This is a genomic window from Pseudomonas aestuarii, assembly GCF_027988105.1.
Taxonomy (GTDB): domain Bacteria; phylum Pseudomonadota; class Gammaproteobacteria; order Pseudomonadales; family Pseudomonadaceae; genus Aquipseudomonas; species Aquipseudomonas aestuarii.
The window spans coordinates 96,530-112,668 of the sequence record NZ_JAQJZJ010000004.1; the positions used below are offsets into that span (position 1 = coordinate 96,530).

Sequence of the window (16,139 nt, forward strand, 5' to 3'; positions counted from 1 at the left end):
TCTCCTGCGCGCCGGGCGCTCAATACTTGCCGTAATAGCCTTCCTTCAGGGCGTCGAACAGGTTGGCGGCGCTGTGCACCTCGCCGTCGTACTCGACTTCCTCGTTGCCCGCCAACTCCACCAGGCTGCCGTCCTCCAGCTCGAAGCGATAACGGGTGCGCGCCAGGTCCGCCTCCTTGACCAGTACGCCCTGGAACGCCACCGGGTTGAAGCGAAAGGTGGTGCAGCCCTTGAGGCCCTGGCGCCAGGCATACCGGTAAATATCCTTGAACGCCGCGAAGGGATAATCGGCGGGCACGTTGGCGGTCTTGGAGATCGACGAGTCGACCCACGGCTGCGCCGCGGCCTGCATGTCGACATGCTCGGTGGGGCTGATGTCCTCGCTGCTGACGAAATAGTCCGGCAGCTGCTCGGCCGGGTCGTCCGCGCCGGGCCGGGCATGCGGGTTGACCAGCGCGCGGTAGGCCAGCAGCTCGTAGCTGAGCACCTCGACCCGGTCCTTGGCCTTGCGCCCGGCGCGAATCAGGTTACGCGAATAGCACTGGGCGAAGCTCGGCTCGATACCGTTGGAGGCGTTGTTGGCCAGGCTCAGGCTGATGGTGCCGGTGGGCGCGATGGAGCTGTGATGGGTGAAGCGCGCGCCACGCTCGGCCAGCGCCGCCACCAACTGCGGCGCCTGCTCGGCCAGGCGTTGCATGTAGCGCGAATACTTGGCATGCAGCACCCGGCCCGGCAGACGATCGCCGACCTTATGGCCGTCGGCGAGCATCTCCGGGCGCCGGCGTAGCATCGCCGCGGTCACCTCGAACTGCTCGGCCAGCAGCGGTGCCGGGCCTTTTTCCTCGGCCAGCTCCAGGCCCACCTGCCAGCCGGTCAGGGCTATTTCGCGCGCCACCTGCTCGGTGAACGCGCAGGCCTGCGGGCTGCCATAGCGCAGCTTGAGCAGCACCAGCGCCGAACCCAGGCCGAGAAAACCCAGGCCATGGCGACGCTTGGCGAAGATCTCGGCGCGCTGCTCCGCCAGCGGCAGGCCGTTGATCTCCACCACGTTGTCCAGCAGGCGGGTGAAGATGCGCACCACGCGGCGAAACCTGTCCCAATCGAAGCGCGCGTCGGCGGCGAACGGCGCTTCGACGAAGGCGGTCAGGTTGAGCGAACCGAGCAGGCAGGCGCCATAGGGCGGCAGGGGCTGCTCGCCGCAGGGATTGCTCGCGCGGATGTCCTCGCACCACCAGTTGTTGTTCTGCTGGTTGACCCGGTCGATCAGGATGAAGCCCGGCTCGCCATAGTCGTAGGTGGTCGCCATCAGCGCGTCCCACAGGTCACGGGCGCGCAGCGTGCCATAGACCTTGCAGGCCACCAGGCCGTCCTCGCGCACGCAGTAGCCGTCGTGCAACGGCCAGTCGCGCCAGCGCACCCGGGCCGGGTCATCGAGATCCAGCGCGGCGCGCTCCTTGGCATGCACCGGGAACAGCAGCGGCCAGTCGGCGTCGGTCTCCACCGCCTGCATGAAGTCGTCGCCGACCAGCAGGCTCAGGTTGAACTGGCGCAGGCGCCCGTCCTCGCGCTTGGCGTCGATGAACGCGCGCACATCCGGGTGGGCGATATCGAAGGTGGCCATCTGCGCACCCCGGCGACCGCCGGCCGAGCTGATGGTGAAACACATCTTGTCGAAGATATCCATGAACGACAGCGGCCCGCTGGTCTGCGCCCCGGCGCCGGAGACCAGGGCGCCGCGCGGGCGCAGGGTAGAGAACTCGTAGCCGATGCCGCAGCCGGCCTTGAGCGTCAGCCCGGCCTCGACCAGCTTGCCGAGGATGTCCTCCATGGAATCGGCGATGGTCGCAGAGACCGTGCAATTGATGGTCGAGGTGGCCGGCTTGTGGGCCTCGGCGCCGGCATTGGCGACGATCCGGCCAGCCGGAATCGCACCATTGCGCAGCGCCCAGAGGAACTGTGCATACCAATGCTCGCGCAGCGACGGCGCCTCCACCTCGGCCAGGGCCCGGGCGATGCGCTGCCAGGTGCCATCGACATCGGCATCCAGCGGCGTACCGTCATGGTCGCGCAGGCAGTACTTCTGCGCCCAGATATCCAGCGCCGCCGCCTGCAGGGCAATCCCCCGAGCCGCTGCCGAACTGCCACCCGCGCGCTTGGCCATCAACCGCCCTCCTGCCGCCGAGGTGATAAAAGCACACCCTGCCTTTCACCTTAGCAGGCACGCCACGCGTAGCGCCGGCCGGTTATCGTGGGGGTATGGCTGGAGGGGGAAGGCTCGGCTACGGGTTTATAGCTTCTTCCATGATGGGTTTTAGTGGTTCGCCATCCTCGCCCAGGAGCTGGTGATCGAACGCCGCCTGCAGGCCGGTATCGTCCTCGGCCTCCTCCTCGGGCTCATGCTCAATGTAGCGCGGGTAGAGTGGCGACAAGACCGCTGCCAGGATGCCGATCGCGGAGAACATGGCAAACGCATCGGCGTAGCCGAATTCACTCACCAGCACGCCGACGACAGGCGAGCCGGTCGCCTGCCCGATTGAGACAGCCATGAATGGCAGCACCGGCCCCATCGACAGTCGGCCTGGCAACAGACGGATGCCGGTCATCAGATAGAGCCCGGTCAGACTCATATAGGCCAGGCCGAAAACCAGCGCGGAAAATGTCGCGAGCACCAGCTGACCGGGGCTGGCAGCGAGCAATGCCAGGCTCGCGGACAACATCGTCAGCATCAGAGCCTGCGTAATGGGCGGATTGTTGCGATCGGCCAGGTCGGCCACCACGGCGCCGCCGAGGCCGGCGATGCCAACCGCTAGCCACAGCCCCCCGGTTGCGCCGGGCGGCAGGCCGCCGTGGGTGACCACCAGATCGGGCGCGAAGATCCAGTACGCGGAGGAGACGAAGCCCATCACGAATGCGAACAGCGAGAGCCTGAACAGACGCGACCACTGCAGGGCGCTGATCGGAGGCGGTGGCGCGGCGTTCGCTGGCGTGACCCGCGATACCGAGGGGATGAAGTACCACGCGGCAACCACCCCGATACCCGCCAGGACGGCAAAGGACAGGTAGGCGAAACGCCAGGCGCCGGCCAGGAACAGTACCGCCGGTACGGCAACGATTACGCCAATGCTGGTGCCCGCGTTCATGACCGCGCTGACGCGTCCGTGCAGCGAGCGTTTCACCAGCGCCTGCATGGCGGCCGTCAGCGCCGGCATCATCAGGCCGGTGCAGATGCCGCAGGCGAACACGCCGACGCCAAGCGACAGGGCGGCAGAGGCCTGGCTGATCAGCGCTAGACCGCCGACGCCGAAAACACCGGACAGCACCGCCGTGTTGCGGGCACCGAGGCGATCGGCGGCCAATGGCGCGACCAGCGTGGCCAGCAAGAAACTGATGAGCGGCAGCGCGCCGATGATGCCAATCACGTAGGGCGTTAGTTCCAGCTCGGCGCGTATAGGGGGCACGAACAGCCCGAACGCGAAGCGCGCGAGTCCGTAACTGATCGCGACCAGCGCTGCACCGAACAGCGAAAAACCCGTGCTCGAAAGCGACTTCATATTGCCTCCGCCAGACCAGCATCGAGGACTGCGGCCCATTGCGGTTCCCGGCGCCGCCCTTGCCGCACGATGACTACCCGTTGATGCTCGAAATCCGTAGGTACGTTGATCATCATGCAGCCCTCATATAAATGGGAACGGGCCGGGAGCTTGCCGAAGGCATACCTGATAAAGCTTGGAACGCTATAGCGATCTGGATGGGAAACAGGCTCGGGTATCACACCCCGTGGTGAACGTTGATCTCGGCCGACGGCGCCCCCGTGCACAGCGGAAACCGGACACTCAAAGCCTAGGAGCTCCCCTGGCCGGATTCAAGCAGGCTTGCAACTAGCCCCGTTCACGCATCAGCCATCGGCGGAAAACGCTCATCAACGATGTAGCTGAACCAGGGAGGGTTACACCGCATGCGTGGCTCTGCGGTGGAGGCGAAGCCGCAATGGACTACAGTGCCTGGTCAGGCTGCTGGTCATTGCCCAGAGCAATTTCTACTGCGAGCGGCTTGAATGCTGCTGCAAGGGCTTAGCCAAGCCACAGTGCTCGCGCCCTGGCCAAGGAGCGCTCTGCGCACAGGACTGGCCGCGCTTAACCGCCGGCCACTCCCACCCAACAACTGCCGCGCCTTCAGGGCGCCCTGAAATTGCAGGTCAGGTAGCGATTGCTGAAGCCGTAGCGCAGCATCGAGCGCAGGCGCAGCAGCAGGTAGAGGGGGTGCTTGCGGTAGTACTGCAGCACGGCGTTGCCCACCCCTTCGGAGCGGTGCTGCTTGATTTGGCGCTTGACGAACAGGCCCTTGAATTGCCACCACTGAATCTGCTCGAACTGCTGATCCGGGCGCAGGCCATGGGCGCGAAACAGGGCGAAAAACGAGGCCTTGCTGAAGTCATGCAGGTGGTGCGGGTTGCCGTCCAGGGTCGGGGTGATGGGCACCGAGGCGATCACCTGGCCATGCTCGGCCAGCAGCGCGGCATAGTTGGCGACCAGTTGCTGCGGGTTCGGCAGGTGCTCGATGGTTTCCAGGCTGACGATGCTGTCGAAAGGCTGCTCGGCGCTGAAGCTCTGGGCATCGGCGCAGCGGTAGCTGAGGTTGGGCAGGCGGTAGTGCTCCTCGGCATAGGCGATGGCGGCCGGGTCGATGTCCACCCCCACGAGCATCTTGTCCGGGTGCAGTTCGGCCAGCAAGGCGGTGCCGTAGCCGCAACCACAGGCCATGTCGAGGATGCGCTCGCCGCTCAGGCAGGCAGCGGCGAAACGATAGCGCTGCAGATGGATGCGCAGGGTGTTCTGGTCGTCGACATTGTTCGGGTCGAGTTGCTTGGGATAGATGCGTTCAATGGTCAGCATGCGGGCCTTCCCTGGTGAACCAGCGGTGGCGCTGATAAGCGCCTGACTATAGGCCAGTACAGGCATGGGATATACCAACCAGCCTACGAGAGTGCTGCTCCCTGGTGCTGGATCGAGGCAGCCTGAGCCACGCAATGCCCCGGGGTTGCAGGCGCGAATGAGCCGCGCGCCAATCACTTCTGGAGGCTGCGCCTTACAAGGCGTTCAGGCACTCGGCCAAGTCATTGCCCAGGTTATCCAGCAAGGCCGTATAGCCGTTGCTATCCACGGCCAGGGTGGCGCCCATAGTATCCAGTTCGGCCAGGGTCGCCGGCAGGCCGGCGATCAGGGTCTCGGCCAGGCGCGGGCGCAGTGGCGGCTCACTGAATACGCAGCTCGGGCCGGCCTGCTCCAGGCGGGTGCGCATGGCCGCGACATGGCGGGCACCCGGTTGCACTTCGCCGAGCACGCTGAACACCCCGGCGTGCTGGAGGCCGTAGGCGGCCTCGAAGTAGTCGTAGGCTTCGTGGAAGACGAAATAGGGCTTGTCGGCCAGCCCGCCCAGGCGTTGTTTCAGGCGCTGATCGAGGGCTTCCAGACGTTTGCCGAAGGCGCCCAGGTTGGCCTGGTAACGCGCGGCGTTGGTTGGATCGGCGGCACTCAGGTCGGCGGCCATGCGCGCGGCAATTACCCGCGCATTGGCCGGCAACAGCCAGAGGTGCGCATCCACGGTACCGGGGCGGTGATCCTGATCGTGCTCATCGGCGACCGCCGACTCGGGCTCGGGCTCGGCGTGCTCGTCATGGGCCTGGTCGTGGTCATCGTGACCGGCATGGCCGTCGGCGTAGTGGCGCAGGTGCATGCCGGGCAGCTCCAGCACGGCGACACTCGGCTGGCTGCGAGCGGCCAGTACTCGCGGCAGAAAGCTTTCCAGGTCGGGACCGATCCAGTACAGCAACGCCACGTCGCGCACCCGCCGCACATCGGAGGGGCGCAGCGCGTAGTGGTGCGGCGAGGCCCCGGGCGGCAGCAGCACTTCGGGGCTGCCGACACCGTCCTGCACGGCCGCGGCGATCAGCTGCAAGGGTTTGATGCTGGTCAGCACACGCACCTCGGCAAGGGCAGCAGAGCTGGTGAGGAAAACGGCGCAGAGCAGGCCGACAGTAGAAAAAAGACGCAACACGGAGGACACCCTGGCGGGAAGGAAAGAGTAATATAATAACGTCTCTAGTCTCTGCCGTCCCTGCCCATGACTCAGCCACCGCTCGCCTCACGTCCCCACGACCATTCCCACTGCGTCAGCCAGGCCCTGGCCGAGGCCGAAAGCATCTGCACGCTTCAGGGGCTGCGCCTGACCGCCCTGCGCAAGCGCGTGCTGGAACTGGTCTGGCAGAGCCACAAGCCGCTTGGCGCCTACGATATCCTCGCCGTGTTGAGCGAGCTGGATGGCCGCCGTGCCGCACCGCCGACCGTCTATCGGGCGCTGGATTTTCTCCTGGAAAACGGCCTGGTGCACCGCATCGCCTCGCTCAATGCCTTCGTCGGCTGCAGTCACCCGACCCATACCCACCAGGGCCAGTTCCTCATCTGCCGCAGTTGCCATGCGGCCATCGAACTGGAGCACGCGGCGATCAGCGAGGCGATCATCGCTGGCGCGCAGAGCGTCGGTTTCGTGGTCGAAGGGCAGACCGTCGAAGTGGTCGGCCTCTGCGCCGGCTGTCAGGAGGCCGCATGAGCGATGCGCTGATTCGCCTCAGCGGGATTAGCGTCGGCTTCCGCGGCCAGAGCGTGCTGCAGGATGTGCAACTGAGCGTCAAACCCGGCGAGATCGTCACCCTGATCGGCCCCAATGGCGCCGGCAAGACCACCCTGGTGCGCACCGTGCTCGGCCTGCTCAAGCCCGATAGCGGCAGCGTCTGGCGCAAGCCGAAACTGCGCATCGGCTATATGCCGCAGAAACTCCATGTCGATGCCACCCTGCCGCTCAGCGTGCTGCGCTTTCTGCGCCTGGTGCCCGGCGTCGATCGCGCCAGCGCCCAGGCGGCACTGGCCGAGGTCGGCGCCAACCAGGTGATCGACAGCCCCTTGCAGAGCATTTCCGGCGGCGAGTTGCAGCGTGTGCTGCTGGCCCGCGCGCTGTTGCGCGAGCCGCAGCTGCTGGTGCTCGACGAGCCGGTGCAGGGCGTCGATGTCAGCGGCCAGGCCGAGCTGTATCGCCTGATCACCCAGTTGCGCGACCGCCATGGTTGCGGCGTGCTGATGGTCTCGCACGACCTGCACCTGGTGATGAGCACCACCGATCAGGTGGTCTGCCTGAATCGGCATGTCTGCTGTTCCGGCCATCCGGAGCAGGTCAGCGGCGACCCGGCTTTCGTCGAGCTGTTCGGCCAGGACGCCAAGAGCCTGGCGATCTATCACCACCGCCACGACCATGAGCACGACCTGCACGGTGCGGTGGTCAACGAAGCGAGCGCCGGCCTGAGTATCCAGGGTCCGGTCCAACCACACGTTCACGGAGATGGCTGCAAGCATGGCTGATTTTCTACTCAACGCCCTGCTCGCCGGCCTGGCCCTGGCCATAGTCGCCGGCCCCCTCGGCTCCTTCGTGGTCTGGCGGCGCATGGCCTATTTCGGCGACACCCTGTCGCATGCCGCGCTGCTCGGCGTCGCCCTCGGCCTGATGCTGGATGTCAGCCCGACCCTGGCGGTGACAGTCGGCTGCGTGCTGCTGGCGGTGCTGCTGGTGACCTTGCAGACCCGCCAGCCGCTGGCCTCGGACACCCTGCTCGGGATTCTCGCCCACAGCACCCTGTCGCTCGGGTTGGTGGTGCTGAGCTTCATGCAGGATGTGCGCATCGACCTGATGGGCTACCTGTTCGGCGACCTGCTCGCCGTCGGCCCGGCCGACCTGGCCTGGATCGTCGGCGGCAGCGCCCTGGTCCTGGTAGTGCTGGCCGTGCTCTGGCGGCCGTTGCTGGCGATCACCGTGCACGAGGAACTGGCCCGGGTCGAAGGCCTGCCGGTGGCGGCGATCCGCCTGAGCCTGATGCTGCTGATCGCCGTGGTGATCGCCGTGGCGATGAAGATCGTCGGCGTGCTGCTGATCACCTCGTTGCTGATCATTCCGGCGGCGGCGGCCCAGCGCCACGCGCGCACCCCGGAGCAGATGGCCCTGGGCGCCAGCCTGCTGGGCATGGTCGCCGTGTGCGGCGGCCTCAGCCTGTCATGGTTCCAGGACACCCCGGCCGGCCCCTCGATCGTGGTCTCGGCGGCCAGTCTGTTCCTGCTCAGTTTCGCCTGGCCACGGCGCACAGCCTGAGGCTCAGGCTCGGTTGTCGCAGGCCTTGGGCATGGCATGGGATCTCCCGGGCACACGCAGCAAGGTTTGGTGGCGCCCGGCTCGGCGGTGTAGAATTGCACGTTTTTTGCCCAACATGAGACTCGCAGAAATGATCTCGTTCGCCTCACGTTGTCTTTCCATCCTCGCTGTTTCGCTGCTGCTGGCCGCGTGCCAGAGCACGCGTCAAGGGCCGGGCCAGACCACCGACGCGCTGATCGGTGACTTTCGCCTGCTCGAGCAGAACCTGGCCAGCGGCCAGTTGAGCGAGGCCAAAAGCCGGCTCAAATCCCTGCGCGGGCGCGCCAGCGGCGATGCCCGCCTGGAGCTGTATCAGCGCCAGCTGGCCGAGGCCTACCTGCGCCAAGGGCAAACGGCCCTGCAGAGCGGCGATCTCGACCGTGCAGCCAAGGCCCTCCGCCAGGCGCGTCAATTGATGCCGCAGGCACCCGCCCTGACCACCGGGGTGGGTGGCGCCATTGCCCGGGTTCGGCAAACCGAGCTGGATGCCGCAGACCTGGCGAGCAACGCCGCCGAACAGGCGGCCGTCCAGGCCCAGGCCGCACGCGGGGAACAGGCGCGCCAGTTGGGCCAGGCGGCCGAACGCCAGGCGGCGGCACTCAGGGCGGTCCAGTTGCCCGAAGAGGCGCCACAGCCACACGCCCAACTGATCGATCCGGCCGCGCCCAGCAGCCTGGTGGCCCTGCCGATGCTGGACAGCCGCGACAATCAAGCGCTGTACCGCCTGCTCGACAGGGTCGCCGCGGATGTGGTCAAGTTCCGCTGCGCAGTGGACATCCAGGTCCGCCAGGCCAGTGACTATCTGTGGCTTGCGCCGCTGCTCAACGCGCGGGTCGAACGCCTCGACCCGCGCTTCAGCGCGACCGTCAACCAGGTGCTCAAGCCCGAACAGACCCCGCAACTGCGGCTTAGCCCGCAACGCTAGCCTGCGCGAGTGGCTGCCGCGAGGACAGCGCAGCTGCCTGTGGCTGCGCTCATTAATGCTATCTGGCTATAACTATAGGCCTACAAAGATTTTTGCGGCCTAAACGGCGCCGGGTAGACTAGGCACCTTTTCGCCTACCCGGCAGCTCGACAAACCCAAAAGGTTTAACGCGTGATCAATTTTCACCAGGTCCACAAGGCGTATCGCGTCGGTGGCCACGATATCCCCGCCTTGCAGCCGAGCGACCTGCAGATTGCCCGTGGCGAAGTGTTCGGCATCATCGGCCATTCCGGTGCCGGCAAGAGCACCCTGCTGCGCCTGATCAACCGCCTGGAAGAGCCGTCCGGCGGACGCATCCAGATTGACGGGGAAGATGTCACCGCGCTGGACGCGGCTGGCCTGCGGCGCTTTCGCCAGCGGGTCGGGATGATCTTCCAGCACTTCAACCTGCTCTCGTCGAAGACCGTCGCCGCCAACGTCGCCCTGCCGCTGAAACTGGCCGGGGTGCTGTCACGCAGCGCCATGGAGGCGCGGGTAGCCGAGCTGCTGGCGCGGGTCGGCCTCAGCGAGCACGCCAACAAATACCCGGCGCAGCTCTCCGGCGGGCAGAAGCAGCGGGTCGGCATCGCCCGCGCCCTCGCCACCGAGCCGAAGATCCTGCTGTGTGACGAAGCCACCAGCGCCCTCGACCCGCAGACCACCGCCTCGGTGCTGCAACTGCTGGCGCAGATCAACCGCGAGCTGAACCTGACCATCGTGCTGATCACCCACGAGATGGACGTGATCCGCCGGGTCTGTGACCGCGTGGCAGTGATGGACGCCGGCGTGATCGTCGAGTCGGGCGCGGTGGCCGATGTGTTCCTGCATCCGCAGCACGCCACCACCAAGCGTTTCGTCCTGGAAGCCGAGCAGGTCGATGAGGACGAACGGCACGACGACTTCGCCCATGTGCAGGGCTGCATCCTGCGCCTGACCTTCCAGGGCCAGGCGACCTATGCGCCGCTGCTCGGGACAGTGGCGCGCGAGACTGGGGTGGACTACAGCATCCTTGCCGGGCGCATCGACCACATCAAGGACACGCCCTACGGCCAACTGACCCTGGCCCTGACCGGTGGCGACCTGGAGGCCGCGCTGGCGCGCTTCACCGCCGCCGACGTACACATGGAGGTGCTGCGCTGATGGACGCCCTGTTGACCTCACTGCTGCCCAATGTCGACTGGCTGGAAATCTGGCAGGCCAGCCTGGACACCCTGAGCATGCTCGGCGGTTCACTGCTGTTCACCACAGTACTCGGCCTGCCCCTGGGCGTGCTGCTGTTCCTCACCAGTCCACGGCAGATGTTCGAACAGAAAACCTTCTATGGTTTTCTTTCGCTGCTGGTGAATATCCTGCGCTCGGTGCCCTTCGTCATCCTGCTGATCGTGATGATTCCCTTCACCGTGCTGGTCACCGGCACCTCGCTGGGCGTGGCCGGGGCCATTCCACCGCTGGTGGTGGGGGCCACACCGTTCTTCGCCCGCCTGGTGGAAACCGCATTGCGCGAGGTGGATCGCGGCATCATCGAGGCGACCCAGGCGATGGGCGCGACCACCCGGCAGATCGTGGTCAACGCCCTGCTGCCTGAAGCGTTGCCGGGCATCTTCGCCGCCGTGACAGTGACCGCCATCACCCTGGTGTCCTACACCGCCATGTCCGGCCTGATCGGCGGCGGCGGCTTGGGCGATCTGGCGGTGCGTTATGGCTACCAGCGCTACCAGCCCGACGTGATGCTGGTCACCGTGGTCCTGCTGCTGGTGCTGGTGCAGATTCTGCAAACCGCCGGCGACAAGCTGGTGGTGCATTTCTCCAGGAAATAAACAAAGTTCTCGAAAGTAAACAGCCCAGAAAATAGGCCGGCCACCCGCCGCCGCCCCTGATCCCACAAGGAGCACTTCATGAAAAAACTGCTAGTCGCCGCCGCGGCCTTGGTCGCGCTGTCCGCCCAGGCCGAGAGCCTGACCGTCGCCGCCACTGCCGTGCCGCACGCGGAAATCCTCGAGTTCGTCAAACCGGCGCTGGCCAAAGACGGCGTCGAACTGGATATCAAGGTCTTCACCGACTATGTACAGCCCAACGTGCAGGTTGCCGAGAAGCGCCTGGATGCCAACTTCTTCCAGCACCAGCCGTACCTCGACGAGTTCAACAAGAGCCGTGGCACCGAGCTGATCAGTGTCGCCGGCGTGCATGTCGAGCCCTTCGGTGCCTACTCGAGCAAGATCAAGGATCTCAAGGACCTGCCCCAGGGCGCTACCGTGGTCATTCCCAACGACGCCACCAACGGCGGCCGCGCCCTGTTGCTGCTGCAGAAGGCCGGGGTGATCACGCTGAAGGACGCCAGCAACATCCTCGCCACGCCGAAAGACATCGCCGTCAACCCCAAGGGCATCAAGGTGCGGGAACTGGAAGCCGCAACCCTGCCGCGCGTGCTGACCCAGGTCGACCTGGCGCTGATCAACACCAACTACGCCCTGGAAGCCAAGCTCAATCCGACCAAGGATGCGCTGATCATCGAAGGCAGCGACTCGCCTTACGTCAACATCCTGGTGGCTCGCCCAGACAATAAGGACAGCGCCGCCATGCAGAAGCTGGCCAAGGCGCTGAACAGCCCTGAAGTCAGAGCCTTCATCCTGGAGAAATACCAGGGCGCGGTGGTGCCGGCGTTCTAAGCGACCGCCTGCATGCCTCGAAAGCCCGCCCTGTGCGGGCTTTTTGTTGTCGGCACGTTGTGCGGCGCGACCACGCCAGGACCGGGCTGGGATTGAGCCCAGTGAAGCGTTCACTGCTGCGGGACTGCAGCCGATCGACCGCCTGGCCATGCTATTGCGTCGGTGCGCGCAGGCACTCCAGCAGACAGTCCAGGGCCGGCTGCCGCTGGGCGCGACGCAGCAGCGCCACCAGTTCGCGGTGGAAAGTCAGTTCGCCCAATTCGAGCACCCGCAGTTGGGTCGGCCGCTGCAGCCACAGGCCGGCGCGCGGGATCAGCGAGACGCCGAGGCCGCATTCGACCATGCGCACGATGGCCTCCAGCTCGTCCAGTTCCAGCGCCTCGTGCACGCTCAGGCGCTGCTCGCGCAGGAACTGGCTGACCAGCCGGCCACCGAAGGAGCGGCGCTCGTAGCGCACGAACGGCTGCTCGGCGAGGATCTGCAGCGGCTCATCTCCGGGAACGCCCAAGGGCGTGATCAGGACGAAGGGTTCGCGCACCAGACTGATTTGCAGCAGCTCCTTGGGCAACTCGAACGGCGGCTTGATCAGCAGCGCCAGGTCCAGTTCGCCGGCATCCACCTGGCTCAGCAGATTCAGCGACACCCCGGGCACCAACTGCAATTCGACTCGCGGCGCAGCGGCCCGAAAGCGCGGCAGGGCTTCGGGCAGCAAGCCGGTCTGCACACTGGCGATGGCGCCGACCTTCAGCTCGCCCTGCCACTCGGCGGCCGAGGTCGGCAGCGCCATCTGGGCATAGAGCGCGAGCATCTGCTCGGCCAGCGGCAGGGCATGCCGACCGGCGGCATTGAGCACGGCGGCGCGGCCACTGCGGTCGAATAGGCGCACACCCAAGCCCTGTTCCAGCACGCGCATCTGCGCGCTGACCGCCGACTGGGTCAGGCCGACCTGCTGGCCGGCGGCGGCAAAGGTGGCGTGGCGGGCGACCATCACGAAGGTTCTCAACTCGCGCAACATCAGCGCCTCGACTGATCAATTTTATTGGTGCTTGCGAAGAAGAATATTCGCTTTTACTCAGTATCGTTGTTGCTGAGAATCAGCGGACAGTCACCACAAGGAATCTCTCCATGGCGCTCGCCCCCTTTCACCTGGCCATACCCGTCCATGACCTGGCTGCGGCCCGACACTTCTACGCTGAGGTATTCGGCTGCGCCGAAGGCCGCAGCAGCGCGCATTGGGTGGACTTCAACTTCTTCGGCCACCAACTGGTGATCCACCAGGCGCCGCAGATGGACTACCAAAAGGCCGCACACAGCAACCCGGTGGACGGCCACGAGGTGCCGGTACCGCATTTCGGTGTGGTGCTGGACTGGGCGGATTGGCAGCAACTGGCCGAGCGCCTGCGCGCCAGGTACACCCGCTTCGTCATCGACCCCCATGTGCGCTTCGAGGGCCAGGTCGGCGAGCAGGCCACCCTGTTCCTCCTCGACCCCTGCGGCAACGCCCTGGAGTTCAAGGCGTTCAAGGACATGAGCCAGCTGTTCGCCAAATAACTCGGTGATGGGTTGTCGCCCAGGCGGCACGCCCCATCAATCACTCCACCGGATTGATCAACCCTGGCAACTGGGCCGCCAGCTTGGCGTTGTTCAAGGGTGCACGGATGAAGCCGCGCTGGGTGCCGTCCGGGCCGATGATTACCAGGTTGCCGCTGTGGTCGACGGTGTAGTTTTCCTTGCTGGTATCGGCCGGGATGTAGGGGATGCTCAGCGCATTGGCGAATTTCTGCAGGGTGGCTTCCTCGGCGGTCAGGCCGACAAACCCGGCATCAAAGTAGTCGAGGTATTTCTTCAACTGCTCCGGCGTGTCGCGGTTGGGGTCGACGCTGACCAGGATTACCCGCAGGTTGGCACGGCTCTGTTCCGGCAGCTGGCCTTGCAGCTGGCGCAGTTGGGCGAGCGTAGCCGGGCAGATGTCCGGGCAGAAGGTGTAGCCGAAAAACAGCAGGCTCCACTTACCCTCGAGCTGATCGACCTCAAACGCCTGGCCATCCTGATCGACGAAACTCAGCTCCGGCAAGGTGCGGCTCTGAGGCAGCAGGACGATGCCGGCATCGAGCAGCGCGGTCGGGTCGGCCAGGCCCTTGTTGCTCAGCACCTTGTTGACGGTCAGGCCGAGTACCAGCGCGACTATGGCTACAAGAACGAAAACGGTGATCTGGGTACGGGTCATGACACCAACGATGACAGGTTGAACAGCAGGTAGTGATCGACCAGCAGGGCGATAAACAGCGAGAAAAGATACCAGATGCTGTATTTGAAGGTATTGATCGCCGCGTGCGGCTTGCTGTCACGGTACAGCACCCAGGCCCAGTGCAGAAAGCGCGCGCCCAGGCCGATGGCGCAGACCAGGTAGAACAGGCCGCTCATGTGAATGGCATAGGGCAGCAGGGTCACGGCAAACATCACCAGGGTGTAGAGCAGGATGTGCACCTTGGTGTAGTGCTCGCCGTGGGTCACCGGCAGCATCGGGATGTTGGCCTTGGCGTATTCGGCCTTGCGGTGAATGGCCAGGGCCCAGAAATGCGGCGGGGTCCAGGCGAAGATGATCAGCATCAGCAGCAGCGGCTCGGCGGTCAGCTCGCCGGTAACCGCGACCCAGCCGAGCAGCGGCGGGGCGGCACCGGCCAAGCCGCCGATCACGATGTTCTGCGGCGTGGCGCGTTTGAGAAAGCCGGTGTAGATCACCGCATAGCCGAGCAGCGAGGCCAGGGTCAGCCAGGCGGCCAGTTCATTGGTGAAGGTCAACAGCAGGGCCAATCCGGCCACCGCCAGCAGCAGGGCGAAGCTCAGTGCCGCCAGCGGGGTAACCCGCCCTTCGGCCAGCGGGCGCTTGTGGGTGCGCGCCATGAGCGAGTCGATGCGCCGGTCCACCACATGGTTGACCGCCGCCGCCCCTCCGGCACACAGGCCGATACCCAGGTTGCCGAAAACCAGTACCGTCCAGGGCACGCCGGCACGGGTAGCGAGGAACATGCCGACCAAGGATGTGATCAGCATCAGCACCACCACCCGCGGCTTGGTCAGTTCCAGGTAGTCGCGCCAGCTGGCGTGGGCCTGTTGTTCGCGCAGTAGAGTAGCCATGGGGTCTCTCCTTGTTGTTCTTTATTGACCTGTTGGAGCCAGGGGGACGCCTAGTTCTTGCTGGCGATCCGGCGTCCCGGTGTTGTGTTGCCGCACGACTGCATCGCCGCAATGCCGGGCCACAGCAAGCTGGCTGCTGGGTAAGTTCAAGCGCACCCGATAGTTGACCAATACCGTCGTCAGCAGCAACAGCGCACCACCGGCGTTGTGCGCCACCGCCACCAGCAGCGGCAGATGGAACACCACGTTGCTGATACCCAGGCTGACCTGTACGCCCAGCGCCAACAGCAGCAGGCCGGCCAGACGCGCCAAGCCGGCACGGCGCAGTTGCCAGGCCAGCAGCAGCAGCACCAGGCTGACTGCCAAAGCGCCCAGACGATGGGTCATGTGGATGGCCGTGCGTGCGTCGCTGTCGAGCTGGCCGCCCAGGTAGTTGGGGCCGATATGCTGGGTCAGATGAAAACCGTTGGCGAAATCCATCGCCGGCCACCATTCGCCGTGACAGGTCGGCAGGTCCACGCAGGCCACCGCCGCGTAATTGCTGCTGACCCAGCCACCGAGGGCAATCTGTCCGATCACCAGCAGCAGGCTGATCGCGGCCAGACCGCGCAGGCGAGCGGAATGCGCGGGCACCGGCGGCGCCGCACCAGACAGGCGCAAGGTCAGGAGGAACAGCAGACTGAGGGTGGCAAAGCCGCCGAGCAAATGGGCGGACACCACTTGTGGCCAGAGTTTCAGGGTCACCGTCCACATGCCGAAGGCGCCTTGCAGGATCACCAGGCCGAGTAGCAACAGCGGCAGTTTCAGCGGTTGCCCCTCGGCACCGCGACGGCGTAGTGCATGAACCGCCAGACCCAGGATCACCAGGCCGAGACTGCCGGCAAAATAGCGATGAACCATCTCGAACCAACCCTTGGCCACTTCCACCGGCGCCTCGGGGAAGCGCACCCCGGCGAGGGCCTGCGAGTGCTCGCTCATGGGCACCGCGAGGAAGCCGTAGCAGCCTGGCCAATCCGGACAACCCAGGCCCGCGTGAGTCAGCCGGGTGTAGGCACCGAGCAGCACCACCACCACGGCCAGGAAGGTGGCGAACAAGGCGAGGCGGTATCCGGGTTTGACCATCGTGCTACTCCTTGTGCCTT

16 protein-coding genes are annotated in these 16,139 nt (G+C 65.6%); 8 read left to right on the top strand and 8 right to left on the bottom strand.

Translation table 11 applies throughout. The features are described from left to right. Positions 1-19: 19 nt before the first annotated feature. The 4 genes from PH586_RS09965 to PH586_RS09980 all read right to left on the bottom strand — a co-directional run bounded on the left by PH586_RS09965 (position 20) and on the right by PH586_RS09980 (position 6,054). On the bottom strand, positions 20-2,161 hold the full coding sequence (locus PH586_RS09965; RefSeq protein WP_271347613.1) for an adenosylcobalamin-dependent ribonucleoside-diphosphate reductase: 2,142 nt from the start codon (positions 2,159-2,161) through the stop codon (positions 20-22). 118 nt (positions 2,162-2,279) lie between these two features. Continuing rightward, positions 2,280-3,551, bottom strand: coding sequence for an MFS transporter (locus PH586_RS09970; protein WP_271347614.1), 1,272 nt, complete (start codon positions 3,549-3,551; stop codon positions 2,280-2,282). 621 nt (positions 3,552-4,172) lie between these two features. After that, positions 4,173-4,892, bottom strand: a complete 720-nt coding sequence (locus PH586_RS09975; protein ID WP_271347615.1) for a class I SAM-dependent methyltransferase — start codon at positions 4,890-4,892, stop codon at positions 4,173-4,175. A 193-nt stretch (positions 4,893-5,085) separates the two neighbouring features. After that, positions 5,086-6,054, bottom strand: coding sequence for a zinc ABC transporter substrate-binding protein (locus PH586_RS09980; protein ID WP_271347616.1), 969 nt, complete (start codon positions 6,052-6,054; stop codon positions 5,086-5,088). A gap of 66 nt (positions 6,055-6,120) precedes the next feature. Here PH586_RS09980 and PH586_RS09985 point away from each other — a divergent pair, with 66 nt between their 5' ends. The 7 genes from PH586_RS09985 (at position 6,121) to PH586_RS10015 (ending at position 11,859) form a co-directional block, all read left to right on the top strand. Then, entirely contained in the window at positions 6,121-6,606 is a 486-nt protein-coding gene (locus tag PH586_RS09985; RefSeq protein WP_271347617.1) for a Fur family transcriptional regulator, read from the top strand. Then, complete coding sequence (gene znuC / locus PH586_RS09990) at positions 6,603-7,409, top strand: zinc ABC transporter ATP-binding protein ZnuC (protein WP_271347618.1); 807 nt, start codon at positions 6,603-6,605, stop codon at positions 7,407-7,409. Before PH586_RS09985 ends, znuC begins: the two co-directional genes overlap by 4 nt. Next, the gene (gene znuB, locus PH586_RS09995) at positions 7,402-8,190 is read left to right on the top strand and encodes a zinc ABC transporter permease subunit ZnuB (protein WP_271347619.1); all 789 of its coding nucleotides are present in this window, start codon (positions 7,402-7,404) and stop codon (positions 8,188-8,190) included. Before znuC ends, znuB begins: the two co-directional genes overlap by 8 nt. 130 nt (positions 8,191-8,320) lie before the next feature. After that, positions 8,321-9,154: a tetratricopeptide repeat protein gene (locus PH586_RS10000; RefSeq protein ID WP_271347620.1), complete on the top strand. Its 834-nt coding sequence runs from the start codon at positions 8,321-8,323 to the stop codon at positions 9,152-9,154. 171 nt (positions 9,155-9,325) lie between these two features. Next, positions 9,326-10,333: a methionine ABC transporter ATP-binding protein gene (locus PH586_RS10005; RefSeq protein WP_271347621.1), complete on the top strand. Its 1,008-nt coding sequence runs from the start codon at positions 9,326-9,328 to the stop codon at positions 10,331-10,333. Further along, positions 10,333-11,010, top strand: a complete 678-nt coding sequence (locus tag PH586_RS10010; RefSeq protein ID WP_271347622.1) for a methionine ABC transporter permease — start codon at positions 10,333-10,335, stop codon at positions 11,008-11,010. Before PH586_RS10005 ends, PH586_RS10010 begins: the two co-directional genes overlap by 1 nt. A gap of 78 nt (positions 11,011-11,088) precedes the next feature. Continuing rightward, entirely contained in the window at positions 11,089-11,859 is a 771-nt protein-coding gene (locus PH586_RS10015) for a MetQ/NlpA family ABC transporter substrate-binding protein (protein WP_271347623.1), read from the top strand. 151 nt (positions 11,860-12,010) lie between these two features. Here the strand turns inward: PH586_RS10015 and PH586_RS10020 are convergent, their stop codons facing one another. Beyond that, positions 12,011-12,874: a LysR substrate-binding domain-containing protein gene (locus tag PH586_RS10020; protein WP_271347624.1), complete on the bottom strand. Its 864-nt coding sequence runs from the start codon at positions 12,872-12,874 to the stop codon at positions 12,011-12,013. A 110-nt stretch (positions 12,875-12,984) separates the two neighbouring features. Here PH586_RS10020 and PH586_RS10025 point away from each other — a divergent pair, with 110 nt between their 5' ends. Continuing rightward, complete coding sequence (locus PH586_RS10025; RefSeq protein WP_271347625.1) at positions 12,985-13,410, top strand: VOC family protein; 426 nt, start codon at positions 12,985-12,987, stop codon at positions 13,408-13,410. Positions 13,411-13,450: 40 nt separating this feature from the next. Here the strand turns inward: PH586_RS10025 and PH586_RS10030 are convergent, their stop codons facing one another. From PH586_RS10030 to PH586_RS10040, 3 genes are read right to left on the bottom strand one after another with little or no spacing between them, the layout of a single operon-like run. Continuing rightward, the gene (locus tag PH586_RS10030; protein ID WP_271347626.1) at positions 13,451-14,086 is read right to left on the bottom strand and encodes an SCO family protein; all 636 of its coding nucleotides are present in this window, start codon (positions 14,084-14,086) and stop codon (positions 13,451-13,453) included. Beyond that, complete coding sequence (gene cyoE / locus PH586_RS10035) at positions 14,083-14,997, bottom strand: heme o synthase (protein ID WP_271347627.1); 915 nt, start codon at positions 14,995-14,997, stop codon at positions 14,083-14,085. The genes PH586_RS10030 and cyoE overlap by 4 nt, the downstream gene beginning before the upstream one ends. Before the next feature lie 21 nt (positions 14,998-15,018). After that, the gene (locus PH586_RS10040) at positions 15,019-16,119 is read right to left on the bottom strand and encodes a COX15/CtaA family protein (RefSeq protein ID WP_271347628.1); all 1,101 of its coding nucleotides are present in this window, start codon (positions 16,117-16,119) and stop codon (positions 15,019-15,021) included. Positions 16,120-16,139: the final 20 nt, after the last annotated feature.